Raw genomic sequence first — 25,017 nt, 5'->3', positions numbered from 1 at the left:
ACCGCCGAGGGTATGATCGTTCGCGCCGCGCCTGAACTCGTACATACGGGCACCATTGGGAACGCATGGGTCAAACGCCCATTTACAGGGATTTCCCGAATTCGCACATATTTCCGTATGGTCGATCATTCATGCCTCTATTGCTTCAGGGGGAAGAGGGGCGGGCGGCGGCCCGGCGGTCACCACTGCGGGCGCGCGTCACCGGCGACGTGAACATTTCATCGCGCGACGGCGAAGTGGCCGCATCCGGACACGTACGGCGGTGTCCCGCCTCGTGCCCGGAGGCCTTCCGTCACGACGTCGCGCCGCCCCCGGGCGGGAGGACCGTCGTGCCGCGCGCGTCCTCGGGGCCGTACCCCGGGGCCGCTGACCAGGCCGGAGCGCTCTTTCCCGCGTGTCGCCTGGCCTGCCAGCGCATATCCTGACGCGCTGCGAGGTGGTTCATGCGGGCATCTCCAATACGCTGCGGCAACTGTTTCCGGCCATCATCTACAGATGGTGATTATGGACCATATGCAAAGCAGCATGAAAGGGGAGAGCGAGCAAAAAGAAGGACGTGCAGAGAGTCATATGACGTCTCACGCTGTAATCACGAAGGTCGCCGTACCCGGCCGCAATGGTGAATCCCCTGTATCAATCACCGCACGTCCGGCAGGGACCGTGTGTGAGTCAACACGCACGGTCAAGACGGCGAACGGATGAACGCGAGGAGGGCTCGCAGGCGTCGTTCCCCGTCCGTCGCCTCGAGGGGACGGGCTCTCAGGACACCCGGGACGGCGCGGCGGTCCAGGTGTCGCAGGCGGCGGGGGAGACCGCGTCGTGGCCGCGCTCGAACCAGCGGACCCGGTTGGCGCCGATGCCGTGCGTGTGGCGCCCGCCCTCGTCACCGCTGCCGCGGAGCGCGTCGCGCAGCGCCTCCCAGTCCTGCCCGGTACGCGGCAGGAAGCGCCGTACGCCGCCCAGGAACACGCCCGACAGGCAGTCCGCCTGCAGCTCGTAGCGGCGGCCCAGCTCGGCCCCGCGGGCGCGGCCGGAGCGGGCGAGGGCCTCGTAGGCGGCCCTGACGCCCGTGAGGCTCTGCAGGTGGTGGCCGTACTCGTGGGCCGCGACCTTGAGCGGGTACAGGTCGGTCCGGCCCTCGATCCAGGCGCCGTCGAGCGGGAACACCAGCGTGGCCCGCTCGGTGCAGTAGAAGGCCGCGGCGTTCGGCGGCCAGCGCAACCCGCACACGCGCCGCGCGGGCTCCTCGTAGAAGCGGACCACGGGCTTGCGGAACCTCAGGCCGGCGCGGGCGAAGTGCGCCGACCACGACCTGTCCAGGCATCCCAGGACCGCCTTCAGGTACTCGCGCGTCCGCGGGATGCCCCGGTCGACGATCGGCGGTTCCTGGCACGGCGCGGCCACCAGCCTGCCTGACCTCAGCAACGCGCTCCCGGGTGGGGCGGCCTGTGCGGCTCCCGCGGGCGGGACGACCGCGACCGGCAGGACGGCCAGGCACGCGATCACCGGAACGGCTCGTCGTACGACGACGGCCGGGCGACACCGCGGAGGCCGCCGGAGGTCAGCGCGGAACGGGAGGAAGCGCACGGTCGGACAGCATAGGACCCCCGGCGCCCCGGCCGTTAAGCCAGCTGCAAGTCAGGCACAAGACGAGTTCCTAAAGATGATGACTTATAAGCCTTCTTCAGGCCTGGGAACGGATATTCGCTCACCTTCTCTGTGAATTCGGACATGAAGGTGAGCCGGGGCGGCGGGGGCGTCCGCCCGGGGTCTTTCCGATATGCGTGACGCCTCCGCGTCCCCGGCCGTCCGGAACGCCTGAAACACCACCTGTGAGAGTACGGAGTCTTCATGAGCAACCCGTTCGAGGACGAGAACGGCCGTTACCTCGTTCTCGCCAACGCCGAGGGACAGCACTCCCTGTGGCCGGTGTCCGTCGAGGTCCCCGGCGGCTGGGACGTCGTGCACGGCGAGGACGGCCGTCAAGGCTGCCTCGCCTTCGTCAACGCCACCTGGACCGACATGCGTCCCCGCGGCCTTCCGGTTCCGTAGAGCTCCCGGACGTCCGTCTCCCGGTGCACGTCGCCCGGCCCGCGTTCGCCGCGGGTCGTTCCCCGTCATTCCCTTCGTCATTCCCTCCGCCATTTCTTTTCGTTACGCGTCCTGCCGTGAATTGGAGACATCATGAATTCCCTCCCCGTTCGGAGGAACCTTGCCGAGTTGTTCGAGGCGCGGGTGGTGGGTGTGGGTGGTGAGGCGGTGGTGTGTGGTGGTGTGCGGTTGTCGGCGGGTGAGGTGAATGCGCGGGCGAATGTGTTGGCGCGTCGGTTGGTGGCGGCGGGGGTGGGGGTGGAGTCGCCGGTGGTGGTGTTGATGGAGCGGTCGGTGGATGTGGTGGTGGCGTTGTTGGCGGTGGTGAAGGCGGGTGGGGTGTATGTGCCGTTGCATCCGGGTTTTCCGGTGGGGCGGATGCGGTGGGTGGTGGAGGAGACGGGTGCGCGGGTGGTGGTGACCGATGGGGTGTTCGCGGGTCATGAGGTGATGGCTCATGTCGAGCGGGTGCTGGTGGTCGACTCGCGGAACGTTCCAGACCCTCTTGACGGGGCCGAGGCCGAGGCCGGGGTGGAGGATCTGCGGCTGGAGATCGATCCGGACCGGTTGGCGTATGTGATGTTCACCTCGGGGTCGACCGGGACGCCCAAGGGTGTCGCGGTCACCCACCGCAACGTCGCCTCCTTCGCCGCCGACCGTCTCTGGCACGGTCCGGAGCACCGCAGGGTCCTGTTCCACACGGCCTCGTCCTTCGACGTCTCCATGTACGAGCTGTGGGTGCCACTGCTGAACGGCGGCACCGTGGTGGTGGCCCCGCCCGGCGTGGTGGACGGGCCGGTGGTGAAGTGGGCACTGGAGGAGGAGCGGGTCACCGCGATATTCCTGACGACCGGCCTGTTCAACGTGCTGGCCGAGGAGGCGACGGCCACGCTGGCCACCGTCCCCGAGCTGTGGATCGCCGGTGAGGCCGCCTCCCCGGCCGCGGTGGGACGCGTGCTGAGAGCGGGCGGGAACGTCCACAACGGCTACGGCCCCACCGAGACCACGATCTACGCCACCGCCCACGACGTGACCCACCCCGGCGACATCGTCCCGATCGGCAGGCCGCTCGACGGCACGAGCGCCTACGTCCTGGACGAGGGGCTTCGTCCGGTGCCGGTGGGGGTGCCGGGTGAGTTGTACATCGCGGGTGAGCATCTGGCGCGGGGGTACTTGGGGCGTCCCGATCTGACGGCCGAGCGTTTCGTGGCCGATCCCTACGGTGTGCCGGGGACGCGGATGTACCGCACCGGTGACCTGGTGCGGCTGCTCCCCGACGGGCTGCTCGACTACGTCGGCCGGGTCGACGGCCAGGTGAAGATCCGGGGCATCCGGATCGAGCTGGGTGAGGTGGAGGGGACGCTGGCCCGGCATCCGGAGCTGGCCCAGGTCGTGGTGACGGCGCGCGAGGACCGGCCGGGGGACAGGCGGCTGGTGGCCTACCTCGTCCCGCACCGCCCGTCGGCGGAACCGGCGGAACCGGCGGACGCGGTGGACCCGGGGGAGCTCTCCGGGCGGGTGCGGCGGTTCGCCGAGGAGACGCTTCCCGCCTTCATGGTCCCCTCGGCCTTCGTCGTGCTGGAGGAGCTGCCCCTCAACCACAACGGCAAGGTCGACCGCCGTGCCCTGCCCGCGCCCGAGAAGGTCGCCACCGGCACGGCGCCGCGTACGCCGGTCGAGGAGATCCTCTGCGGGCTGTTCGCGGAACTGCTCGCCGTGCCGGGTGTCGGGATCGACGACGACTTCTTCGCGCTCGGCGGCCACTCGCTGCTGGCCATGCGCGCGGTGTCCGGGATCAGGGCGGCGCTCTCGGCCGAACTGCAGGTGCGGACCGTCTTCGAGGCGCCGACCGTCGCCGAGCTCGCGGTCAGGGTCGAGGAGGCCAGGGGGAAGGGCGGCGGGGTCAGGCCGGCGCTCGTTCGCGCGGACGATCCGCACCCGGTGCTGTCCTTCGCCCAGCATCGCATGTGGATCCTCGAACAGCTCTCCGAGTCGGCCGGGCTCTACACCATCCCGCTGGTGCTGCGGCTGTCCGGACGACTGGACAGGGCCGCGTTGCGGGCCGCGATCGGGGACGTGGCGTGGCGGCATGAGACGCTCCGGACGGTCTTCCCCTCGCGCGAGGGACGTCCGGACCGGTTGGTGCTGGAGACCGTGCCCGGCCTGACCGTGGCGGAGGTCGACGAGGCCGATCTCGACCGGGCGGTCCGGGAGGCGGCGATGCACGCCTTCGACCTGTCGGCCGAGCCGCCGCTGCGGGCCCACCTGTTCGCCCTGCGCCCCACCTCCCCGGGCACTCCCGACGCTCCCGACGGCTCCGACGGCGTGGGCGGCTCCGGTGAGCGTGAGGAACACGTGCTGGTGCTGCTGCTTCACCACATCGCCGCCGACGGATGGTCGATGGCTCCGCTGCGGCGCGATCTGGCACGCGCGTACGAGGCCCGCGTCCGAGGGGAGGCCCCGAAGTGGAGGCCGCTGGCGGTGCGGTACACCGACTACGCCCGGTGGCAGCGCGACCTGCTGGGCGACGCCGCCGACCCCGGCAGCGTCATGAGCGCGCAGAGCGCCTACTGGACGCGGACCCTGGCGGGCGCGCCAGATGAGCCGGCACTGCCCGTCGACAGGCCCCGTCCGGCGGTGGCCGGGCATCGGGGCGACTCGGTGCCGCTGCGGTTCTCGCCCGAGCTGCACGGACGGCTGCTCGCCATGGCCGCGGAGACGCGGACGACGCTGTTCATGGCGTTGCAGGCGGGGCTGGCCGCGCTGCTGACCCGGCTGGGAGCCGGTGACGACGTGCCGATCGGCTCACCGGCCGCGGGCCGCGGGGACGAGGCGCTGGACGACCTGGTCGGCTTCTTCGTCAACACCCTGGTGCTGCGCACCGACACCTCGGGGAACCCGACGTTCCGCGAGCTGCTGGCCAGGGTCAGGGAGACCGGCCTGGCGGCGTACGCGCACCAGGACGTGCCGTTCGAGCACCTGGTGGAGGTCCTCAACCCCGCTCGGGTCCCCGGCCGCAACCCGCTCTTCCAGGTGATGCTCGCCCTCAAGAACACCCCGGACGACGAGACCGGGCTGACCGGCCTGACCGTGACGGCGGACCCGGCCTACTCGCTGTACGGCCTGAGCGGCGCCAAGTGCGACCTGCTGTTCGGCCTCACCGAGCACTTCGCCGACGACGCGGCCCCGGCCGGGATCGAGGGGGTGCTGCAGTACGCGACCGACCTGTTCGACCGCGACACGGCGGAGTCGATCGCCACCCGGCTGGTGAGGCTGCTGGAGGCGGTGGTGGCCGACCCGGACGTCCGTACGGGCGCGGTGGAGCTGCTCGCCCCCGACGAGCGGCACGCGCTGCTGGAGAAGTGGAACGACACGCGGGCCCCGATCCCCGACGGCGACCTGGCCGGGCTGTTCGAGGCGCGGGTGGTGGGTGTGGGTGGTGAGGCGGTGGTGTGTGGTGGTGTGCGGTTGTCGGCGGGTGAGGTGAATGCGCGGGCGAATGTGTTGGCGCGTCGGTTGGTGGCGGCGGGGGTGGGGGTGGAGTCGCCGGTGGTGGTGTTGATGGAGCGGTCGGTGGATGTGGTGGTGGCGTTGTTGGCGGTGGTGAAGGCGGGTGGGGTGTATGTGCCGTTGCATCCGGGTTTTCCGGTGGGGCGGATGCGGTGGGTGGTGGAGGAGACGGGTGCGCGGGTGGTGGTGACCGATGGGGTGTTCGCGGGTCATGAGGTGATGGCTCATGTCGAGCGGGTGCTGGTGGTCGACTCGCGGAACGTTCCACACCCTCTCGACGAGGCCGAGGCCGGGGCCGGGGCCGGGGCCGGGGCCGGGGCCGGGGCCGGGGTGGAGGATCTGCGGCTGGAGATCGATCCGGACCGGTTGGCGTACGTGATGTTCACCTCGGGATCGACCGGGACGCCCAAGGGTGTCGCGGTCACCCACCGCAACGTCGCCGCCCTGGCCGCCGACCGTCGCTGGCGGGGACACGACCGGGTGCTGTCGCACTCCGCGTTCGCCTTCGACGCCTCGACGTACGAGCTGTGGGTGCCACTGCTGAACGGCGGGACCGTGGTCGTGGCCCCGCCGGGGCACCTCGACGCCGGAGCGGTGGAGCACGCGGTGCGGCGGGAACGGGTGTCCGGGCTGTTCCTGACGACCGGCCTGTTCAACGTGCTGGCCGAGGAGGCGCCCGCCGCGCTGGCCGCCGTCCCGCACCTGTGGACCGGTGGCGAGGCCGCGTCCACCCCCGCCATGCGCAGGGTCGTCGACGCCGGTGGCACCCTCCACCACGTCTACGGCCCGACCGAGACGACGACGTTCGCCCTGTCGGGTCACGTGACCCGATCTCCCTCCGGGACCGTTCCCGTCGGTGGCCCGCTGGACAACACGCGCGTGTACGTGCTGGACGGGGGGCTTCGTCCGGTGCCGACAGGGGTGCCGGGTGAGCTGTACATCGCGGGTGAGCATCTGGCGCGGGGGTATCTGGGTCGTCCCGATCTGACGGCCGAGCGTTTCGTGGCCGATCCCTACGGTGTGCCGGGGACGCGGATGTACCGCACCGGTGACCTGGTGCGGCGACGCGCGGACGGGGACCTGGAGTTCGTCGGCCGGGCCGACGGCCAGGTCAAGGTCCGCGGCTTCCGGATCGAGCTGGGTGAGGTGGAGGGGACGCTGGCCCGGCATCCGGAGCTGGCCCAGGTCACGGTGACGGTCCGCGAGGACCGGCCGGGGGACAGGCGGCTGGTGGCCTACCTGGTCCCGCACCGCCCGTCCGCGGAACCGGCGGAACCGATGAAGCCGGTGGACGCGGTGGACCCGGGGGTGCTCTCCGGGCGGGTGCGGCGGTTCGCCGAGGAGACGCTTCCGGCCTTCATGGTCCCCTCGGCCTTCGTCGTGCTGGAGGAACTTCCCCTCAACCACAACGGCAAGGTCGACCGCCGTGCCCTGCCCGCGCCCGCGTGGCAGGAGCCCGCCCTCGCGTCCACCGAGCCCAGGACCGAGGCCGAGGAACTGGTCGCCGACGTCTGGTCCGAGGTGCTCGGGCTGGAGCGGGTCGGCGTACAGGAGGACTTCTTCGCGCTGGGCGGCAACTCGCTGCTGGCCATCAGGGTCGCCGCCAGGATCAGGGCGGCGGTGGACCTGGAGATCCCGGTCAACGCGGTCTTCACCGACCCGACCGTGGAGAGGCTGGCCGACACCGTCGAGGCACTGCTGATCGCGGACATCGAACGACAGGGCTCTTGAGCCGTTTTCCCATGGTTCCCAAGGAAGGAAGAAGTCTCGGATGACCGAGCAGTTGTCGCAGCGCGCGGTGGCCCTGGAGGCCGACACCCGCGCCCTGCTGTCGAAGCGGTTGCGCGGCAGGGGGACGAGCGTCACGGTCCCGCCGCGCCCGGCGGGGGCCGAGCCCCCGCCCTCCAGCGGGCAGGAGCGGCTGTGGTTCATGGAGCAGCTGGCTCCGGGGAACACCGCGTACATCATCCCGCTGGCCATGCGGCTGAGGGGCGAGCTGGACCCCGCGGCGCTGCAGCGGGCCGTGACGGCGCTGGTGGCCCGGCACGAGGCGCTGCGGATGCGCTTCCCCGCCGGACCGGACGGGCTGCCGAGGGTCGTGGTCGACGAGCCCGGCCCGGTCGCGCTGCACGTCGTCGAGGCCGGGAGCGCCGAGCGGGCCGCCGAGCTGGTGGGCGAGGAGCTGATCCGCCCGTTCGACCTGGCCGCCGACGCGCTGCTGCGCGCGACGCTCCTCCGCGCCGGCCCGGACGACCACGTCCTCCTGCTGGCCGTGCACCACATCGTGATCGACGGCCGGTCGCTGGAGATCATGGGGGACGAGCTGCTCCGGCTGTACGCGGGAGCGCGCACCGGATCCCCCGCGGAACCGGCCGGCCTGGCGGGCATGGCGGGCATGGCGGGCCTGGCCGGTCTGGCGGACCTGCCGGAACTCGCCGTGCAGTTCGGCGACTTCGCCACCTGGGAGCGTGAGCGGCTGGCCGGTCCCGCGGTCGAGCCGGACGCCGCGTTCTGGCGGCAGCGGCTGGCGGGCCTGAGCGACCTGGAGCTGCCCACCGACCGGCCGCGTCCGGCCGAGCAGCGCTTCGAGGGCGCGGTGCACGCCTTCACCTGGGACGCCGAGTCGTCCGAGGCCGTACGCGAGCTGGGCAGGACGCACAACGCCACGCTCTACATGACGCTGCTGGCGGCCTACCAGGCGGTCCTGGCCCGGTACTCGGGCCAGGACGACTTCGCGGTCGGCTCGCCGGTCGCGGGTCGCCCGTACCGTGAGCTGGAGGGTGTGGTCGGCTCCTTCGTCAACATGGTGACGCTGCGGGCCGACACCACCGGGGACCCGAGCGTGGCCGAACACCTGGTGCGCACCAGGAAGAGCGTGCTGGACGCGCTGACCCGCCAGGACTACCCCTTCCACCAGGTGGTCAACGATCTGGGGGTGACGCGCGACCCGAGCCGCTCGGTGGTGTTCCAGGTGACGTTCGCGCTGAACGAGCGGCTGGTCACCGAGCGCGAGACGGCCGGGCTGCGGGTGAGCCCGTTCACCTCGCCGCTGGAGGTCACCCAGTTCGACCTGGCGCTGTACGTCACCGACGGCGGCCAGGACGGGCTGAGCGGGTTCTTCACCTACCGCACGGACCTGTTCGACGCGGCCTCGATCGAGCGGATCGAGCGTTCGATGCGGCGCTTCCTGCGTGAGGCGGCGGCCGACCCCGGACGCCGGCTGTCGCTGGTGCCGCTGCTGGAGGAGCGGGAGCGGGAGCTGCTGCTGGGGGAGTGGGCCGGCCCGGGGACGTGGGAGCCCGCCCACCGCACGCTGGGCGAGATGGCCGAGGCGCAGGCCGCGCGTACCCCGGACGCGCTCGCGCTGGTCGCCGGTGAGCGGTCGCTGACCTTCGCCGAGCTGCACCGCGCCGCCGACCGGCTGGCCCGGAGGCTGCGCCGGTACGGGGTCGGCCCGGACGCGCGGGTGGCGATCTGCCTGGACGCCGCCGCCGACGCCGCCGTGGCGATCCTGGCGGTGCTCAAGGCGGGCGGCGCCTACCTGCCGCTGGACCCCGAGCAGCCGCGCGAACGGCTGGAGTTCCTGCTGGCCGACTCCGGGGCCGTCGCCCTGGTCACCGGCCCCGCGCTGCGCGACCGCGTGCCCGGCTTCACCGGCCGGGTCGTCGAGGTGGACGGCGCGGACGACCATGACGGCGGTGACGACGGTGACGACGGCGCAGAGCCGCCGCTGGAGCCGGTCGCGGGCCCCGGCGACCTCGCCTACGTGATCTACACCTCCGGCACCACCGGACGGCCCAAGGGCGTCGGCGTCCAGCACCGCCACATCGTGGCGTACCTGGAGTACGTCCGCCGGGCCTACGACATCGTGCCCGGAGCGACCTTCGGCCTGCTGCAGTCGCTGGCCTTCGACTTCAGCATGCTGATGTTCTACCTGCCGCTGACCGGGGGCGGCACCCTGCGTCAGCTTCCCCGGCGCGGTTCCGGTCCCGAGCTGGCCGAGGCCGTGGCCGGTCTCGACTACCTGAAGATGACCCCCTCGCACCTGGCCGCGCTGGGCGCGGAGGTGGACCCGCTGCTGCTGATGCCGCGCCGGGCACTGGTCCTGGCCGGTGAGGCCGCGCCCGCGGAGTGGGTGCGCGAGCTGGCCGCCACCGCGGGATGCGCGATCTTCAACAGCTACGGCCCCACCGAGACGGTGGTGGCGGTGACCACCGAGCGGGTCGACCCGTCGGCCGTCGCGTCGGGCCCGGCCTGGCCGATCGGCCGGCCGCTGCCCGGCACCCGCGCCTACGTGCTGGACCCGGGGCTGCGGCTGGTCCCGGCCGGGGTGGCCGGTGAGCTCTACATCGGCGGCGACACCCTGGCGCGCGGGTACCTGGGCCGTCCGGGCCTGACGGCCGAGCGGTTCGTCGCCGACCCCTACGGGGAGCCCGGGACCCGCATGTACCGCACGGGCGACCTGGTACGCCGCCTGGAGGACGGCAGGCTGGAGTTCCTCGGCCGTACCGACCACCAGGTGAAGATCCGCGGGTACCGGGTCGAGCTGGGGGAGATCGAGGCCGCGCTGGCCACGCTGCCCGGCGTGGTGCAGGGCGTGGTGGACCTGCGCGGCGACCGCCTCGTCGCCTGGCTGGAGAAGGCGCCCGGCGCCGAGGCCATGCCGGTGGGCGAGGTGCGCGCGCACCTGCAGGAACGGGTGCCCGACTACATGGTCCCCGGCCGGTTCACCTGGCTGGACCGGCTGCCCCTGCAGGCGCACGGCAAGGTCGACCGGGCGGCACTGGCCGACCCCGAGCCCGAACGCGCCGACGACCGGGGCGGCCACGTCGCCCCCCGCGGGCCCGTCGAGGAGGCCGTCGCCGGCATCTGGGCCGGTGTCCTGGACGTCGAGAAGGTCGGGGCGAACGAGAACTTCTTCGACCTGGGCGGGCACTCGCTGCTGGCCACCCAGGTCGTGGCCCGCATCCGCAAGACCCTGCCGGGCGTCAAGCCTCCGGTCGGCGTGCTGGAGATGTTCACGCACCCCACCGTCGCGGAACTGGCCGCGCTCATCGCCGAACGCCGGGACCGCGCCGGGGACGGGCCGGCCGCGCCCCGGCGGATGCTGGCCGAGCTGACCCGCCCCATCGCCCCCGCGGACCGCGTCGGTTCGGTCATCTGCGTGCCGTACGGCGGCGCCAACGCGGTCGTCTACCAGACGCTCGCCGACGCGATGCCCGCCGGGTACTCCCTGTACGCGGTCGCCGCCCCCGGGCGCGAACCCGGCGAGGAGGCCCAGCTCCCCTTCGAGGAGGTGGCCGAGCGGTGCGTGGCCGAGATCGCCGAGCACGTCCCGGGACCCATCGTGATCTACGGGCACTGCGCGCCCGGCAGCGCGCTGGGCGTGGAGCTGGCCCGCCGCCTGGAGAGCTCCGGGCGGACACCGGACGCCCTCTACCTGGGCGGCATCTTCCCCTTCGCCAAGCCCAGGGGACGCCTGCTCGGCCCGCTCAGCACCCTGATCAACGACCGGTTGCAGGGCACCCGTTCCGTCGCGGCCGAGTTGCGCGCCATCGGCGGTGACATGTCCGGCCTGGACGAGGAGCAGGTGGCGTTCACCGTCGAGCTGATGCGCCAGGACGGGAGGATGGCCGAGAGGTACTTCACCGACCTGCTGGCCGTCGAACAACCCCGGCTGAAGACGCCGATCATCTCCGTCGTCGGTGAGCGCGACCCCAGCACCGAGTTCTACCGGGAGCGCTTCAAGGAGTGGTGCCTGCTGTCGGAGTCGGCGTCGCTGGTCGTCATCGACGAGGCCGGGCACTTCTTCCCCAAGTACCGCGCCGGCGAGCTGGCCCGGATCGTCACCGAGACCCACACCGGCGACGCCGCCTGGCGGGCCGGGCACTCGCGCGAGGCGGGCGGCACCTGGTGGCTGAGCGACAGCGTACGGGTCCCGGCCCCGTCCGCGTCCGCGTCCGCGTCCGTGTCCTCGACCGGTACCGGAGCCGAGGCCGGGGCCGCGCGCGGGAGCGGGGACACGAGCGCGGAACGCGAGCCGACCATGCGCCGGTTCCTGCCCGTCGCGCTCGGGCAGCTGGTCTCGCTGACCGGGTCGGCGCTGACCGAGTTCGCGGTCCCCATCTGGATCTACACCGTGACCGGGTCGGTGGCCCACTTCGGGCTCATCGCGCTGCTGGCACTGGTACCGGGCATCGTCGTGGCACCCCTGGCCGGTGCCGTGGTCGACCGCTACGACCGGCGCCGGGTGATGATCGCGGGTGACCTGGCCTCCGGCCTCGCCCAGGCCGTCATGCTCGCCCTGCTGCTCACCGACAGGCTCACCGTCGGCCCGCTGTACGGGCTGATAGCCGTGGTGTCGGTGTCGGTGACCTTCCAGCGGCTGGCCTACCAGGCGGCCATCCCGCAACTGGTTCCCAAGCGCTACCTCGGGCACGCCAACGGCATCGTGCAGCTGGCCGTCGGCACCGCGCAGTTCCTGGTCCCGCTGATCGCGGTCGCCATGCTCGCCGCGATCGGGCTGGAGGGCATCCTGACCCTCCAGGTGGCCGCGTACCTGTTCGCCGTCGTGGTGGTCCTGGTCGTCAAGTTCCCGACCACGCTGGGACTGCACCGCCGCGAGTCGATCTCGGCGGAGATCGTGAACGGCTTCCGCTTCTCCCTGGGGGACCGCGGCTTCCGCGCCATGCTCTTCTTCTTCGCCGCGGTGAACCTGTTCCTGGCCCCGATGTTCGTCATGATCTCGCCGCTGGTGCTGTCGTTCGCCCCGCTGCAGGCGGCCGGTGCGATAGCGGTCGCGGCGGGCGCGGGCACCGTCGCCGGAGGCGTCACCATGAGCCTGTGGGGCGGCCCGACCCGGCGCAGGCTCCGCGGGGTGATCGCCACGATCCCGCTGCTGGCCCTGTCCGGCATCCTGATCGGGCTGCGTCCCAACCTCTGGCTGATCGGCGCGGGCGCCTTCGGGCTGTCCTTCGCCCTGTCCCTGGTCAACGGCATGATCATGACGATCATCCAGGTCAAGGTGCCGCACCGTTTCCAGGGCCGCGTCATCGCGGTCAACACGATGATCGCCGCGGCCACCGTGCCGCTCGGCTTCGGCGTCATCGCCCCGCTGGCCGGCCCGCTGCTGGACCCGCTGCTGGCCCCCGCAGGCCCGCTCGCCGGCACCGTCGGCGCGGTCATCGGCACCGGGCCCGGACGTGGCATCGCCCTGCTGTACCTGCTGTGCGGGGCGTGCATGGTCCTGCTCGTGATCGCCGGTACCCGGATCCGCGTGCTGTCGCGCTTCGACGAGCAGGTGCCCGACGCCCGGCCCGACGACCTCGTGGGGCTCGAAGAGCTGCACAGAGCCCGCGCGTCCTCACCCGTCCCGGCTCCGCGGCAGGAGCTCGCGGCCCATCGTCCGACCGGAGGTCGACTGTGAACACCACCACCACCATCGCCTGGGAGATCCGGGACGGCCGCCCGGCGGCGGCCGACGCCCAGGGATCCGACCTCGACCGGACCTGCGACTGGCTGCGCGGGAACCGCGACGCCATCCGCGCGGGCCTGGACGAGCACGGCGCCCTCTACCTGCGGGGGCTGCCGGTCACCTCCGTGGAGGACGTCGCCAGGGTGCGCGACGCCCTGGTCTCCAGGCTCGCCGGGTACGTCGAGAAGGCCACCCCGCGCAGCCACTTCGGCAACGACGTCTACTCCTCCACCGACCTGCCCCCCTCGCAGTCGATCCGCCCGCACAACGAGAACAGCTACGCGCTCAGCTTCCCCGGGATGCTGATGTTCTGCTGCCTGGTCGCCCCCGACGAGGGCGGCGCCACCCCGGTGACCGACGTGCGCAAGGTGCTGAGCGACATCCCCCGGCCGCTCGCCGACCGGTTCCGCGCGCACGGCTGGTCGCTGGTGCGCAACTACGGCGACCACATCAGCCTGGGCTGGCGCACCGCCTTCGGCACCGAGGACAAGGAGCGGGTCGCCGCCTACTGCGCGGACAACCACATCGCCCACGAATGGGTCGGCGACGACCGGCTGCGCACCGTGCAGCGCCGCTCGGCGACCATCCGCCATCCCCGGACGGGCGAGGAGGTCTGGTTCAACCACACGGTCTTCTGGAACGAGTGGGCACTCGACGAGGAGGTCCGCGAGGTGTTCCTGGAGGACCTGGGGCATGACGGCCTGCCGTTCAACACCGCCTACGGCGACGGGGAACCGATCTCCCGGGAGGACATCGAGACCATCGACGCCGCCTACCGCCGGGCGACGGTCCGGGAGACCTGGCGGCCGGGCGACATCCTGATCGTCGACAACATCCTGGCCGCGCACGCCCGCGAGTCCTTCAAGGGCTCCCGGAAGATCGTGGTCACCATGGGCGATCCGGTGCCCCTGGACGCGTGCTCCCCGACCGTCCCTCCGCGGGCCGGATTCGCAAGAAGCGGAACCGGGGCCGGGGTAACGGCCGGGACGGCGTCCGGGACGACCGACGCGCCCGCGAGGACCCGGCGCTGGTTCGGCCGCCGCTCCTGACGACGGCCGGGTGACGCCGGCACGCCCGCCGCGCACGGGCCGGCGTCACCCCGCGGGGGCATCGGCCCGCGGGGTGACGCCCCCGCCGCCTCTGTGTGCTGCCGGGGGAGGTGCGGGCCGGTCGCCGCCGAAGCGGTAGGCGAACCGGGGCAGGAAGAACTGGGTGACCGGTCCGACCGCGAGCGCGTACAGGACGGTGCCGGCACCCACCTTCCCCCCGAGGAGCCAGCCCGCGGCGAGCACGGTGAGCTCGATCAGGGTGCGGACGAGCCGGACGGAGCGCCCGGTCACGGCGGACATGCCGGTCATCAGCCCGTCCCGGGGCCCCGGCCCAAGACGCGCGCCGACGTAGAGGGCGATGGAGAACCCGTTGAGCAGGACGCCCCCGGCCAGCAGGCCGATCCGGGCCGGGAGGTCGAGGTGCGGGGGGGACGAGCCAGAGACCCAGGTCCGACGACAGCGCCAGCACGGCGATGTTGGCGAAGGTGCCGAACGTCGGCCGCTGCCGCAGGGGGATCCACAGCAGGAGCACCAGCACCCCGACGACGGCGCTGATCGTGCCGAAGCTCAGGGGGACGTGACGCCCCAGCCCCTCGTACAGCACGCTCCAGGGGTTGACGCCCAGCGAGGCCCGGAGCATCAGCGAGAGGCTGAACCCGTACAGGGCCAGACCGGCGAACAGCCGGGGCAGGCGCGTCAGCGGGCGCTCGCCGAGGGGGACGTAGGTCAGGGGCGGGTGCCCGCCGGGTGCCCGCCCGGCCGGGACGCGTTCCTCGCGGCGCGGGGCGTCACGCCCGGGATGGTCGGTGATCTTCTGCTTCATGCCGGTCGCCTCCTGGTGGACGTGCATCAGGCCGATGGAGGCGATCCTGGTACGGTGACCGGCCTGGACGACATGGCCAATTTCCGAGGAGTGGCATGGCCGGCTCGAACCCGTCGCGACCCGCGGAAGGGGCCGGCCGCACCGGCCGCGTCCTGGGGAGCCGGCAGCTCGCCGCCCTGCTGCCCGACCCGGCGGGATCGCGGCCCGTCTACCGCCACCTGGCCCGGGCGATCGGCGCGCTGATCCTGGACGGGCGGATCGCGTTGCACGTCAGGCTCCCGGCCGAGCGGGAACTGGCCGTCGCCCTGAACACCAGCCGGGCCACCGTCACCGCCGCGTACGACCTGCTGCGCGAGAGCGGCCACGCGTACAGCCGCCAGGGCTCCGGCACCTGGACGGCCCTGCCCGAGGGCGCCGTCCCCAGGGAGGTCACCCGGCGTCTCGCACCCCTGGACACGACGATCGACCTGGCCAGGGCGGCTCCCGGACTGCCGGAACGGGTGCTCGCCGACGCCCTGCACCGGGTCGCCCCCCGGCTGGGCGCCCACGCGCACACCCCCGGCTACCACCCCTACGGGCTCCCGGAGCTGCGTGCCGCCGTCGCCGGGCGGTTCACCCGGCGGGGACTGGCCACCGTGCCCGAGCAGGTCCTGGTCACCTCCGGCGCGCAGCACGCGCTCACGCTCGTCCTGGGGCTGCTGTGCCGGCCCGGCGACCGGGTGATGACCGAGAACCCGTCCTACCCGAACGCGCTGGAGGCGCTGCGCCGTGCCCGGCTGCGCACCGTGTCGGTCCCGATGACCGAGGACGGCTGGGACGTCGAGATCGTCGAGTCCACCCTGCGCCAGACGGTGCCGCAGCTGGCCTACCTGATCCCCGACTTCCACAACCCGACCGGCCTGCTCATGCCCGGCCACGAGCGCGCCCGCGTCCTGCGCGCCGCCCGGCGTTCCGGCACCTGGCTGGTCGTCGACGAGACCCTGGCCGACCTCGCCCTCGACGTCCCCGCCCCGCCGCCCTTCGCCTCGTACGCCACGCCCGGAGGGGCCGGGCAGGTCGTCACCGTCGGCTCGATGAGCAAGACCCACTGGGGCGGCCTGCGCATCGGCTGGCTGCGCGCCCCGGCGCGTCTCGTCACCGAGCTGGCCGGTCAGCGCATCGCCACCGACCTGGGCGGTTCGGTCCTGGACCAGCTCCTGGCCCTCGACCTCCTGGAACGGGACGAGGAACTGCTGCCGGCCCGCCTGGAACGCCTGCGCGAGCAGCGCGCCGCCCTGGTCACCGCCCTGTCCGAGCGCATCCCGCGGTGGACCTGGCGGACGCCGCCCGGTGGCCTGTCGCTCTGGGTCGACCTGGGCGAGCCCATCGCCTCGGCCCTGGCCGAGCGGGCCCTGGACCACGGGGTGCGGATCGAGGGCGGCGCCTACTTCGCCACCGAACCGGGCGTCTTCGAGCAGCGTCTGCGCATCCCCTACACGATGCCCCCGGACGTCCTGCGCGAAGCCGTGCACCGCATGGCCGCCACCCTCGCCGGGGGCCTGCCGATCCCGTCGGCCGACCGGCGGCCGAACTGGGTCGCCTGACGACCGGACCGCCCACGCCACGGCCGCCGGTGCTCCGTCGCGTCCGTCGGTGTCTCATCACCATCACGTCCGTCCGTGCTTCGTCGCGTCCGTCCGTGCTTCACCACGTCCGTCGCGCTTCATCACGGACGGACGTGCTTCGGCACGGCCGCCGGTGCTCCGTCGCGGCCCCGGGTCGATCGGGTCAGGAGGCCGGCGCGGACGGCGCGGACGGTGCGGCCGGGGTGGCCGGTGCCTGCGGGGTGGCGGGCGTGGACGGGTTCGCGGGCGGGGTCGCGGGTGCCGACGGGGTGTCCGGCGCGGGCGGGGTGGCGGGCACGGGCGGGGGCCCGCCGGGCCGGTGGCCGTGGCCGTGCTGCCGTTCACCCCGTTCACCGCGTTCACCGCGGTCGCCGCGCATGCCGAACCGGTCGCGCACGGCCGTGTCGCGGATCATCACGGCGGTGGCCGTCCCGCCGTTCACCTTCGCCATGACCCGGACCTTCTGGCCGGTCTTGATCGTGTCGATGCCGGTGCCGCCCCGGCCGACCCGGGTGGTGCCGTCGACCACGTACTCCCTGGTGTGACCGTCCTCGCTCCTGACCGTGATCGAGTCCTGGTCGACGGCCGTGACCTCGCCGTACTGGGTGGCGACGGTCACGTACGCGCCCGCACCGTCCGGTACGACGAACTCGCCGTGGATGGAGGGGCCGCCCGGGCCCATCAGGTGCCCCCGGCCCCGGTGCCGTCCGGGCACCTCGTCGGAGGGTGCCCCGGACGGGCTCGCGGTCGGTGCCGTGGTGGGGGCACCGGCCGTGGGCGTCGGAGCCGGTGAGGGGGAGAACGCCGCCGCCGTGGCGACGCCGGCGCCCGTGATCACGACGAGCGCGCTGGTGGCGGCGAGCAGCAGGGAACGGGGGAGGCGGCGCCTGGATGGTTCGTTCGCCAGTGTCTCCGCGGAGCTGAATCGATCCGGCTCAGGTGCCATGGTTCTTCCTCCCGATAGGTGTGCAACATGACAACCATGCATCAACACCCCTAAAAGCCCTGTAAGAGCGCCCCGTGCCATGACCGCCACCCCCCGTGCGGACCGACAGGACCCGCGAGCCCGGCCCGGACGCGATCCGACCGCGACCTGACCGCGGCCCGAACGCGGCGCGGGGCGGGCCGTCGGGCGGCGGCCGCCCCGCGGCGGGGCGCGGTCAGCGGGCCAGGAAGGCGAGGATGCGCCGGTTGACCTCCTCCGGCTTCTCGGAGAGGAGGAAGTGGCCGGCGCCCTCGATCATCGCGCCGTCCGAGCCCGGCGGCAGCACGGCGACGATGTCGGCGAGCGTCTCCTCGTCGACCACGGGGTCCTCGGTGCCGTGGAGGTAGAGGGTGGGCTGGGTGGGCAGCTCGTTCAGCACCTGGGCCATCTCCCACTGCGGGGTGCCGAACGTCGCGGCGGGGAAGTTCTGCCGGTAGAGCTCCAGCCCCAGGTGCAGCCGCTCGGGGCTGCCGAGCGCCTCCTTCATCGCCTTGCGGTCCTCGGCGGAGTCGTAGCCGGGGACGTTACCCGTCCAGTGGTCCCAGAGCCAGTCGAGGTACGCGAAGTCGTCGATCGCCACGATCTGGTCCGCCAGGGCCATCTGGAAGAAGTAGAAGTGGATGTACCGCTCGATCCTGTCGGGGTCGGCGGCGTGACGGTCGTAGAACCGCAGCGGCGGGACGTCGCCGACGACCACCCTGGACCACCGTTCGGGAGCCGCGGTGGCGGCGCCCCAGGTCGTGAAGCCGCCCCAGTCGTGCCCGATCAGGACCGCGCCGGAATCGCCGCCGAGCGCCTCGTGCAGGCCGTTGACGTCGGCGATGAGGTCGGGAAGGCGCATGCTGCCGTCCGGCGGCACCTGGGAGGGGGCGAACCCCCTCATGGTGGGGACCACGGCGTGGTAGCCCGCCTCGGCCAGCGCGGGCATGAGGTACCGGTACAGCCTGGGTGTGTCGAAACCGTGCAACATCAGGGCGAGCGGCCCTTCTCCCGCTTCGACGTAGGCCAGGTCCAGGCCGTTGACGGTGATCCGCTTGTGTTCCATCTCGCTCCCTCTCGTGGAGATCCTCTAAAACGAACGTTCTAACTAGCGAGGAAGCTAGCACGACGTCCGGGCGGTTCACAAGCTGGAACGAACGCTCTATCCAGTACGCTGTTCCCCATGGCGGAGGACACACCACAGCTGGGGACCCGGGAGCGCATCCTCCGCACCGCCTCCCTGCTGATGCAGCGACAGGGATACGAGGGAACCGGTATCAAGCAGGTCTCCCAGGAGGCCGGGGCCACGCTGGGTTCGGTCTACCACTTCTTCCCCGGCGGCAAGCAGGCGCTGGCCGTGGCCGCGGTCCAGCACGCCGACCAGGAGTTCGCCGACATGCTGTCGGCGTCGCTGTCCGGGGAGGCCGACCCGGCGAAGGCCGTCGCCGCCTGCGCCCGCGCGCTCGCCGGCCACCTGCGCGACTCCGGCTGGGTGGACGGCTGCCCGATCAGCGCCACCGCCCTGGAGACCGTGGGCAGGGCACCCGAGATCGAGCAGGCCGTGGCCCAGGCCTTCCAGCACTGGCGCGACCTCGTGGCGGACACCCTTCGCGAAGCCGGATTCCCGGAGGACGACGCGCGCGACCTGGCCATCACGATCATCAACACCCTGGAGGGCGCCGAGCTCACCGCGCAGGTCTTCAAGAGCGAGACACCGCTGCTGGTCGCGGGCGAGCACCTGGCCAGGCTCATCGGCTCCTACAGGGGGTGAGACCGCCGGACGGGGCACGCCCTTATCCGACTTATCCGGTTGCGCGCCCTTCGGCACCGTGGCAGGGTTGGCCACGCTTCTCGGCACGCACGTACACATGACAAAGGATTGAGGCCATGGTCTCGGCGCCCCTTCGCGGTCGCCGCCGGCACTGACCGGTCTGCTCTCTCGCAGCACCGGCGGCATCGGTGCCACGCCCCTCTCGCGGCGACCCCACGCGCGGTGTCCCGACACACCGCTCCGTCCCGGTACGGGGACGGCCACGGACCGATGCCGGGTCTGACGATCCCGCGCGTCCCATCCGATCCGGCACGTCCGGCGGGAGCGCGCCCACCATGTCATCTGCGTGAGGTCACCATCATCATGGACATCGACGTCCAGAATTTCACCGTCGCCAACCTTCACCGCCGTCCCGTGGTCGTCCAGACCGCAGGCTTCGTCGCGGGGTTCCAGCGCGACAGCACCAGTCCCTACCTCAACTACGCGACCCCCGTACCCGGCGCACGGCCGACCGGCCGGGACGTCGCGTCGCTGGTCGAGGCGTTCCGCGAGCGCGGCCTCAAGCCGCGGCTGGAGTTCGCGCCGGACGCAGCCCCTGCCGTGGAGGCCGCGCTGCGCGAGGCGGGGTTCACCACGGAGGCGGTGCACGAGTACCTGGTCTGCACCCCGGCCACGCTGACGGTGCCGCCACCGACGGCGCCGGTCACCGGTGCGTCCGCGCGGGCCGCGGCCCCGCTCCCGGTGGAGGTCCCGTCCACCGACGAGGACTACGCCTCGATCGACGCGGCCCTGTCCGAGGCGTTCGACGGCGAGTTCGTCTCCTCCCCGGAAGGCGCGGCCCGGCTGCGTCACATCCAGGAGAGCGGTGGTGCGGTGCGGTTCGTCCGGGCACCCGGCGGAGATTGCGCCGGTGGGGCCTGCTGCTCCGCGCCGGCCGTGGGCACCGCCGAGCTGTCGGGCGTGGGCACCCGCCCCGCCTTCCGCGGCCGTGGTGTCGCCGTCGCGGTCACCGCCGCGCTCACCGAGGTCATGTTCGCCCGCGGAGCGGGGTCGGTGTGGCTGGAGTACGGGGGCGAGGGGTCACGCCGCGTCTACGAACGCGTCGGCTACCGGCCCCGGGGCACCCGTCTGTACATGGCGCTCGAAGGGTGAGGACACGGGCGGGACACGGACGACACTGTCCCGCCCGGCTCCGGATCGGTCAGGCGACCGGGGACAACAGGGGACGGGCGGACCGGTGCGGGGCGACGGCCGGGCGGTGCGGGGCGACGGCGCGGCCGTCGGGCAGGAGCTCGCCGGTGTCGTCGAACAGGACGACGCCGTTGCACAGCAGGCTCCATCCCTGCTCGGGACGGAAGGCGACGGGGCGGGCGGCCTCGCGGTCGGACGCGTACGCGGAGGGGCAGCGGGGTTCGTGCTGACACATGGCGGACCTCGATGGTCGGCTCGGCGGATGACGGCTGCTCGCCGTCGAACACCTCCCACTATCACCCTGGAACCGTCCGCGGGTCCTCGTACAAATACCCCTAACGTCGCTGTGTGTGAAAGTACGGGTTCATAGGGGTCGGGACAGCGCCGTCCGTGCGCGGGCCCGCCACCCCGTGACGGCGTCACCGTGCACGGGCGCGTCCCGCCATCCCGGCACCCCGTGACGGCGTCGCCGTGCGCGGGCCCGTCCCGCCAGCCGGTCCCCGCAGGCGGCAGGCCCCGTCCCCGCGGGCGTCCGGCCCCGCCCCCGCCTCCGTCCCGTGGTCGGGGGCCGAAGGCGGGGCCGGGGTGCGCCTCCTAGTGGAGGAGGTAGAGGTCGAAGGAGATGCCGGCGGCGGCCCTGCACTCGAAGTCGAGGGCGCCGTTGAAGACGGCCCTGACGCCGGCGTTGGCGCAGAAACTGCGCATCCTGTAGTTGCCCGCGTAGTACCAGCTCTCGGCGAGCCGCGCGGAGTCGGCCGCCGACACCGTCCCGGCCGAGACCGTCCCGGCCGAGACCGTCCCGGCCGACACCGTCGCGGCCGTCGCGGGAGCGGCCATGGCGCCGAGGGTCAGGCCGCCCGCGATCAGCACCGCCGTGGCCAGACGACGAGTTCTCATTCTGTTCCGCCCTTCGTGAGGAGGCGCGCGTCCGTGAGCGTCGATCCGCGAAGGATCGCGTACGGGGCGCGTGATGTCCCTTCAGAGGGTTCACGGGCACCCTTGGAAGCCACTTGCGGATCACCTGGAGACGCGCGGGCGGGGATGCGGCTCGTCCAGATCCGATGAGTCTGCCCGTCCCAAACTACTTAGGTAATGCTAACCTAATCGGACGTTCAAGAACTTCCGAGGAGCACCATGAAGGCCGGCGTCCCCTTCCTCCGATCACGGCTCGTCGCGGCACTGGTGGCGGGAACCTTCACGCTGGCGGCGTGCGGTTCCCCGGCGGCCCCAGCGTCCCCGGAGCCCCCGTCGTCCGCGCAGCAGCCGGCCGCCTCGCCGGGAGGCGCGGCCTTCCCCGTCTCGATCGAGCACAAGTTCGGCTCCACCACCGTCCCGGCCCAGCCCCGGCGGGTCGTCACCGTCGGATGGAACGACCAGGACTTCGTGCTCTCCCTCGGCGTCGTGCCCGTCAGCACGCGGGCGTGGTTCGACGAGTACGCCACCTACCCCTGGGTCACGCCGAAGCTGAACGGCCGGCCCCTGCCCACCTTCTCCGCCGAGCTGAACTTCGAGGCCATTGCCAAGCAGCGCCCCGACCTGATCCTCGCCATCTACGAGACGATCTCCAAGGAGACGTACGAGAAGCTGTCGTCGATCGCCCCGACGGTCGTGCAGGCCGCCGCCTACCCCGACGAGCAGACGCCGTGGGACGTGCAGACGCTGACCACCGGCAAGGCCCTGGGCAAGGCCGCCGAGGCCCAGGCGCTGGTCGACAAGGTCAACGCGAGGATCGAGGACGCGAAGAAGGCGCACCCCGAGTTCGCGGGCAAGGTCATGGCGGTCGACTTCGGCCCGGACAAGGGCCAGCACTGGATCCTCCCGGCCAAGGACCCGCGCCGCGCGCTGTTCGACGCCCTCGGCTTCGGTGCCCAGGAGGTCGCGAACGAGCTCAGCGACGAGCGCCTCGACCTCGTCGACAAGGACGTGCTGTTCGTCAACGGCGCGACCAGGAAGACCATGATGACCTCGCCCGCCTTCTCCCGGCTGGACGTCGTCAGGACCGACCGCACCCTCTACTGCAGCTTCGACACCCCGCTGGGCGGCGCGCTGTCCTACAGCGGCCCCGACGCCCTGCTGTACGCGCTGGACGCCCTCGTCCCGCAGCTCGCCAACGCCGTGGACGGCGACCCGGCCACCGTGGTCGGCGACCTGTCGTAGGGACACCGTCCCGGCTCGTGTCCCGGCTCGTGTCCCGGCACGCGTCCCGGGAGGCCGCCGCCAGGGCCGAGCCGCGCCACGACCCGGCGACCCCGCCACCTAGGATCGGGCCATGGCCCTGACCGCGGACGACGTCGACCGGTTCGAGGCCTCCAGGCCACGCCTGGAGGCCATCGCCTACCGCCTCCTCGGCTCCGCCGGGGACGCCCAGGACGCCGTGCAGGAGACGTTCCTGCGCTGGCAGGCCGCGGACGTCGGCCGCATCGAGGTCCCCGAGGCCTGGCTGACGAAGGTCCTCACCAACCTGTGCCTCAACCAGCTCACCTCGGCGCGGGCCCGCCGCGAGACCTACGTGGGCCAGTGGCTCCCCGAGCCGCTGCTCGCCGGGGACCCGATGCTCGGCCCGGCCGAGACCGCCGAGCAGCGCGAGTCGGTCTCGTACGCGGTCCTCGTGCTCATGGAGCGCCTGACCCCCAACGAGCGGGCGGTGTACGTGCTGCGGGAGGCGTTCGGCTACCCGCACCGGGAGATCGCCGACATCCTCGGCATCACCGAGGCCGCCGCCCAGCAGATCCTCCACCGCGCCAGGAGGCACGTCGCGGACGGCAGGGTCCGCGCCGAGGTCGACGAGGCCGCCGCGCGGCGGATCGTCGAGGAGTTCCTCGCGGCCGCCACCAGCGGCCGGACCGAGCCGCTCGTGCGCCTGCTCACCGAGGACGCCGTCTCGATCGCCGACGGCGGCGGCAAGATCCCGGCCCGCACCAAGGCGTTCGAGGGCGCCGTCGCGGTCGCGAAGTTCCTGCGGGGCCTGTTCAGACCCGGCGAGGCCAAGCGCGCCCTGGCCGGCGGCTCGCCCGAGGTTCACGCCTGGACCGCCAACGGCGACCCCGCCGTCGTGGTCGTCCTGGACGGCCGGGTCGTCGGCGTCATGTGCCTGAAGGTCACCGCCGAGGGCGTCGCCGCCCTCCACAACCAGGTCAATCCCGACAAGCTCGAACGCGCGACCGCGTACTGGGCGGTCAGCGACCACGGGGAGCCCCTGTTCAACGCCTTCTGATCGGCGTGTGAGGCGCCTCACACCGCGCTCCTGTCAGGAAACGGCGCGCCGTCCGGTTCAAGGGACGAACCCGCACAGGACAGGAGCAGGGACATGCAGCACCGCATCATCGTCCTCGGAGCCGGATACGCCGGAGCCATCACCGCCGGCTACCTCGCCAGGCGGCTCCGCCGCGAGGACGTCGCCATCACCGTCGTCAACGCCGAGCCCGACTTCGTGGAACGCGTCCGCATGCACCAGCTCGCGGCGGGCCAGGACCTCAGGCCCCGGCCGCTGGCCGAGATGTTCGCGGGCACCGGTGTCGAGCCGAGGATCGCGACGGTCACCGGCGTCGACGCCGACCGCAAGGCCGTCACCGTCACCGACGCGGACGGCGTCGAGGAACTCGCCTACGACACGCTCGTCTACGCCCTGGGCAGCGGCTGGAACGCCGGTGGCGTCCCCGGCGTCGCCGAGCACGCCCACGACGTCTCCGGCCGTCCCGGAGCACTCCGGCTGCGCGAGCGCCTGGCCCGCCTCGACGCCGGGCGGAGCGTGGTCGTCGTCGGCGGCGGCCTCACCGGCCTGGAGGCCGCGACCGAGATCGCCGAGACCCGCCCCGACCTCGACGTGGCCCTCGCCGTCCGCGGTGGCCTGGGGGACGATTTCTCGCCCAGGGGCCGCGAGCACCTGCGCAGGGTCCTCGACGGGCTCGGGATCACCGTGCACGAGCACACCGACGTCACCGGCGTCGAGACCGAGCGCGTCACCACCGCGGGCGGCGGGGCCCTCCCGGCCGCGGTCACCGTGTGGACCACCGGCTTCGCGGTGCATCCGATCGCGAGGGCCACCGGCCTGGAGGTCGCCGTCACCGGCCAGATCGTGGTCGACGCGACCATGCGCTCGGTATCGCACCCGGACGTGTACGTCGTCGGCGACGCGGCCATGGCGATGGGCCCCGGTGACAAGCCGCTACGCATGTCGTGCGCCTCGGGAAGCGCGGCCGCGTGGCAGGCCGCAGGCGCGATCGTGGCGCGCCTGACCGGTGGAAGGCCTTTGAAGATGCCGATCCGCTACTTCAACCGGTGCGTCTCGCTGGGCCGCAGGGAGGGCCTGGTCCAGTACGTCACCGCCGACGACCGCGCCGTGCGGGCGGCTCTGACAGGACGGCTCGCCGCCGTCTACAAGGAGCTGATCTGCAAGGGCGCCGCCTGGAGCGTGTCCAACCCGACGGTCGGGCTGCCGACCCGGCGCCGGCGCGTCGTGCCGGAGCGGGCCGTGACGGGCCCGGCGGTCAGGGAGCCGGCATAGGGCACGGGGCGGAGCGGCACGAGGTGGAACGGCGCT

16 protein-coding genes and 1 pseudogene are annotated in these 25,017 nt (G+C 72.7%); 10 read left to right on the top strand and 7 right to left on the bottom strand.

The window, feature by feature from the left end; translation table 11 throughout:
* Positions 1–759: 759 nt before the first annotated feature.
* Entirely contained in the window at positions 760–1,506 is a 747-nt protein-coding gene (locus ABD832_RS21800) for a neutral zinc metallopeptidase (protein WP_344898339.1), read from the bottom strand.
* Between the two features lie 345 nt (positions 1,507–1,851).
* On the opposite strand from ABD832_RS21800, the gene ABD832_RS21795 reads away from it, so the two are divergent.
* The 4 genes from ABD832_RS21795 (at position 1,852) to ABD832_RS21780 (ending at position 14,124) form a co-directional block, all read left to right on the top strand.
* Positions 1,852–2,052: an MbtH family protein gene (locus tag ABD832_RS21795; protein WP_344898338.1), complete on the top strand. Its 201-nt coding sequence runs from the start codon at positions 1,852–1,854 to the stop codon at positions 2,050–2,052.
* A gap of 132 nt (positions 2,053–2,184) precedes the next feature.
* Entirely contained in the window at positions 2,185–7,332 is a 5,148-nt protein-coding gene (locus ABD832_RS21790) for an amino acid adenylation domain-containing protein (RefSeq protein ID WP_344898336.1), read from the top strand.
* Positions 7,333–7,372: 40 nt separating this feature from the next.
* Entirely contained in the window at positions 7,373–13,027 is a 5,655-nt protein-coding gene (locus ABD832_RS21785; RefSeq protein ID WP_344898335.1) for a non-ribosomal peptide synthetase/MFS transporter, read from the top strand.
* Positions 13,024–14,124, top strand: coding sequence for a TauD/TfdA family dioxygenase (locus tag ABD832_RS21780; protein ID WP_344898334.1), 1,101 nt, complete (start codon positions 13,024–13,026; stop codon positions 14,122–14,124). The genes ABD832_RS21785 and ABD832_RS21780 overlap by 4 nt, the downstream gene beginning before the upstream one ends.
* Positions 14,125–14,169: 45 nt before the next feature.
* Here ABD832_RS21780 and ABD832_RS21775 read toward each other — a convergent pair whose 3' ends face one another.
* Positions 14,170–14,484, bottom strand: coding sequence for a YczE/YyaS/YitT family protein (locus ABD832_RS21775; protein WP_486389081.1), 315 nt, complete (start codon positions 14,482–14,484; stop codon positions 14,170–14,172).
* Positions 14,485–14,614: 130 nt separating this feature from the next.
* Positions 14,615–14,764: pseudogene (locus ABD832_RS42540) on the bottom strand (membrane protein YczE); the annotation flags it as partial.
* A 278-nt stretch (positions 14,765–15,042) separates the two neighbouring features.
* On the opposite strand from ABD832_RS42540, the gene yczR reads away from it, so the two are divergent.
* Positions 15,043–16,530 (top strand): MocR-like transcription factor YczR, encoded by a 1,488-nt coding sequence (gene yczR / locus ABD832_RS21770; protein ID WP_344898331.1) that lies wholly within the window; start codon positions 15,043–15,045, stop codon positions 16,528–16,530.
* Between the two features lie 184 nt (positions 16,531–16,714).
* On the opposite strand, the gene ABD832_RS21765 is transcribed toward yczR, so the two are convergent.
* Together ABD832_RS21765 and ABD832_RS21760 are read right to left on the bottom strand one after the other, a co-directional pair.
* On the bottom strand, positions 16,715–17,497 hold the full coding sequence (locus ABD832_RS21765; RefSeq protein ID WP_344898329.1) for a hypothetical protein: 783 nt from the start codon (positions 17,495–17,497) through the stop codon (positions 16,715–16,717).
* A gap of 214 nt (positions 17,498–17,711) precedes the next feature.
* The gene (locus ABD832_RS21760; RefSeq protein ID WP_344898328.1) at positions 17,712–18,581 is read right to left on the bottom strand and encodes an alpha/beta fold hydrolase; all 870 of its coding nucleotides are present in this window, start codon (positions 18,579–18,581) and stop codon (positions 17,712–17,714) included.
* Positions 18,582–18,698: 117 nt separating this feature from the next.
* Here ABD832_RS21760 and ABD832_RS21755 point away from each other — a divergent pair, with 117 nt between their 5' ends.
* Together ABD832_RS21755 and ABD832_RS21750 are read left to right on the top strand one after the other, a co-directional pair.
* Complete coding sequence (locus tag ABD832_RS21755) at positions 18,699–19,286, top strand: TetR/AcrR family transcriptional regulator (protein WP_344898326.1); 588 nt, start codon at positions 18,699–18,701, stop codon at positions 19,284–19,286.
* A 363-nt stretch (positions 19,287–19,649) separates the two neighbouring features.
* Positions 19,650–20,438: a GNAT family N-acetyltransferase gene (locus ABD832_RS21750; protein ID WP_344898325.1), complete on the top strand. Its 789-nt coding sequence runs from the start codon at positions 19,650–19,652 to the stop codon at positions 20,436–20,438.
* Positions 20,439–20,487: 49 nt separating this feature from the next.
* Here ABD832_RS21750 and ABD832_RS21745 read toward each other — a convergent pair whose 3' ends face one another.
* The gene (locus ABD832_RS21745) at positions 20,488–20,712 is read right to left on the bottom strand and encodes a DUF5999 family protein (RefSeq protein WP_344898323.1); all 225 of its coding nucleotides are present in this window, start codon (positions 20,710–20,712) and stop codon (positions 20,488–20,490) included.
* Positions 20,713–21,071: 359 nt separating this feature from the next.
* Positions 21,072–21,374 carry a hypothetical protein gene (locus tag ABD832_RS21740; RefSeq protein ID WP_344898321.1) on the bottom strand — a complete coding sequence of 101 codons (303 nt, stop codon included), beginning with the start codon at positions 21,372–21,374 and terminating at the stop codon, positions 21,072–21,074.
* Positions 21,375–21,611: 237 nt separating this feature from the next.
* Here ABD832_RS21740 and ABD832_RS21735 point away from each other — a divergent pair, with 237 nt between their 5' ends.
* The 3 genes from ABD832_RS21735 (at position 21,612) to ABD832_RS21725 (ending at position 24,981) form a co-directional block, all read left to right on the top strand.
* Entirely contained in the window at positions 21,612–22,634 is a 1,023-nt protein-coding gene (locus ABD832_RS21735) for an ABC transporter substrate-binding protein (protein ID WP_344898319.1), read from the top strand.
* A 112-nt stretch (positions 22,635–22,746) separates the two neighbouring features.
* On the top strand, positions 22,747–23,691 hold the full coding sequence (locus ABD832_RS21730) for an RNA polymerase sigma-70 factor (protein WP_344898317.1): 945 nt from the start codon (positions 22,747–22,749) through the stop codon (positions 23,689–23,691).
* Positions 23,692–23,784: 93 nt separating this feature from the next.
* On the top strand, positions 23,785–24,981 hold the full coding sequence (locus ABD832_RS21725) for an NAD(P)/FAD-dependent oxidoreductase (protein WP_344898315.1): 1,197 nt from the start codon (positions 23,785–23,787) through the stop codon (positions 24,979–24,981).
* The last annotated feature ends 36 nt before the right edge of the window (positions 24,982–25,017 follow it).

Source organism: Streptosporangium longisporum, assembly GCF_039534895.1.
Taxonomy (GTDB): Bacteria; Actinomycetota; Actinomycetes; order Streptosporangiales; family Streptosporangiaceae; genus Streptosporangium; species Streptosporangium longisporum.
This window is presented reverse-complemented; position numbering and strand designations above follow the sequence as displayed.

Bases quoted from the DNA above. Each gene is read 5' to 3' on its own strand.
- ABD832_RS21795 (WP_344898338.1), top strand. From the start codon at position 1,852: ATGAGCAACCCGTTCGAGGACGAGAACGGCCGTTACCTCGTTCTCGCC.
- ABD832_RS21790 (WP_344898336.1), top strand. From the start codon at position 2,185: ATGAATTCCCTCCCCGTTCGGAGGAACCTTGCCGAGTTGTTCGAGGCG.
- ABD832_RS21785 (WP_344898335.1), top strand. From the start codon at position 7,373: ATGACCGAGCAGTTGTCGCAGCGCGCGGTGGCCCTGGAGGCCGACACC.
- yczR (WP_344898331.1), top strand. From the start codon at position 15,043: ATGGCCGGCTCGAACCCGTCGCGACCCGCGGAAGGGGCCGGCCGCACC.
- ABD832_RS21765 (WP_344898329.1), bottom strand. From the start codon at position 17,497: ATGGCACCTGAGCCGGATCGATTCAGCTCCGCGGAGACACTGGCGAAC.
- ABD832_RS21760 (WP_344898328.1), bottom strand. From the start codon at position 18,581: ATGGAACACAAGCGGATCACCGTCAACGGCCTGGACCTGGCCTACGTC.
- ABD832_RS21755 (WP_344898326.1), top strand. From the start codon at position 18,699: ATGGCGGAGGACACACCACAGCTGGGGACCCGGGAGCGCATCCTCCGC.
- ABD832_RS21750 (WP_344898325.1), top strand. From the start codon at position 19,650: ATGGACATCGACGTCCAGAATTTCACCGTCGCCAACCTTCACCGCCGT.
- ABD832_RS21745 (WP_344898323.1), bottom strand. From the start codon at position 20,712: ATGTGTCAGCACGAACCCCGCTGCCCCTCCGCGTACGCGTCCGACCGC.
- ABD832_RS21740 (WP_344898321.1), bottom strand. From the start codon at position 21,374: ATGAGAACTCGTCGTCTGGCCACGGCGGTGCTGATCGCGGGCGGCCTG.
- ABD832_RS21735 (WP_344898319.1), top strand. From the start codon at position 21,612: ATGAAGGCCGGCGTCCCCTTCCTCCGATCACGGCTCGTCGCGGCACTG.
- ABD832_RS21730 (WP_344898317.1), top strand. From the start codon at position 22,747: ATGGCCCTGACCGCGGACGACGTCGACCGGTTCGAGGCCTCCAGGCCA.
- ABD832_RS21725 (WP_344898315.1), top strand. From the start codon at position 23,785: ATGCAGCACCGCATCATCGTCCTCGGAGCCGGATACGCCGGAGCCATC.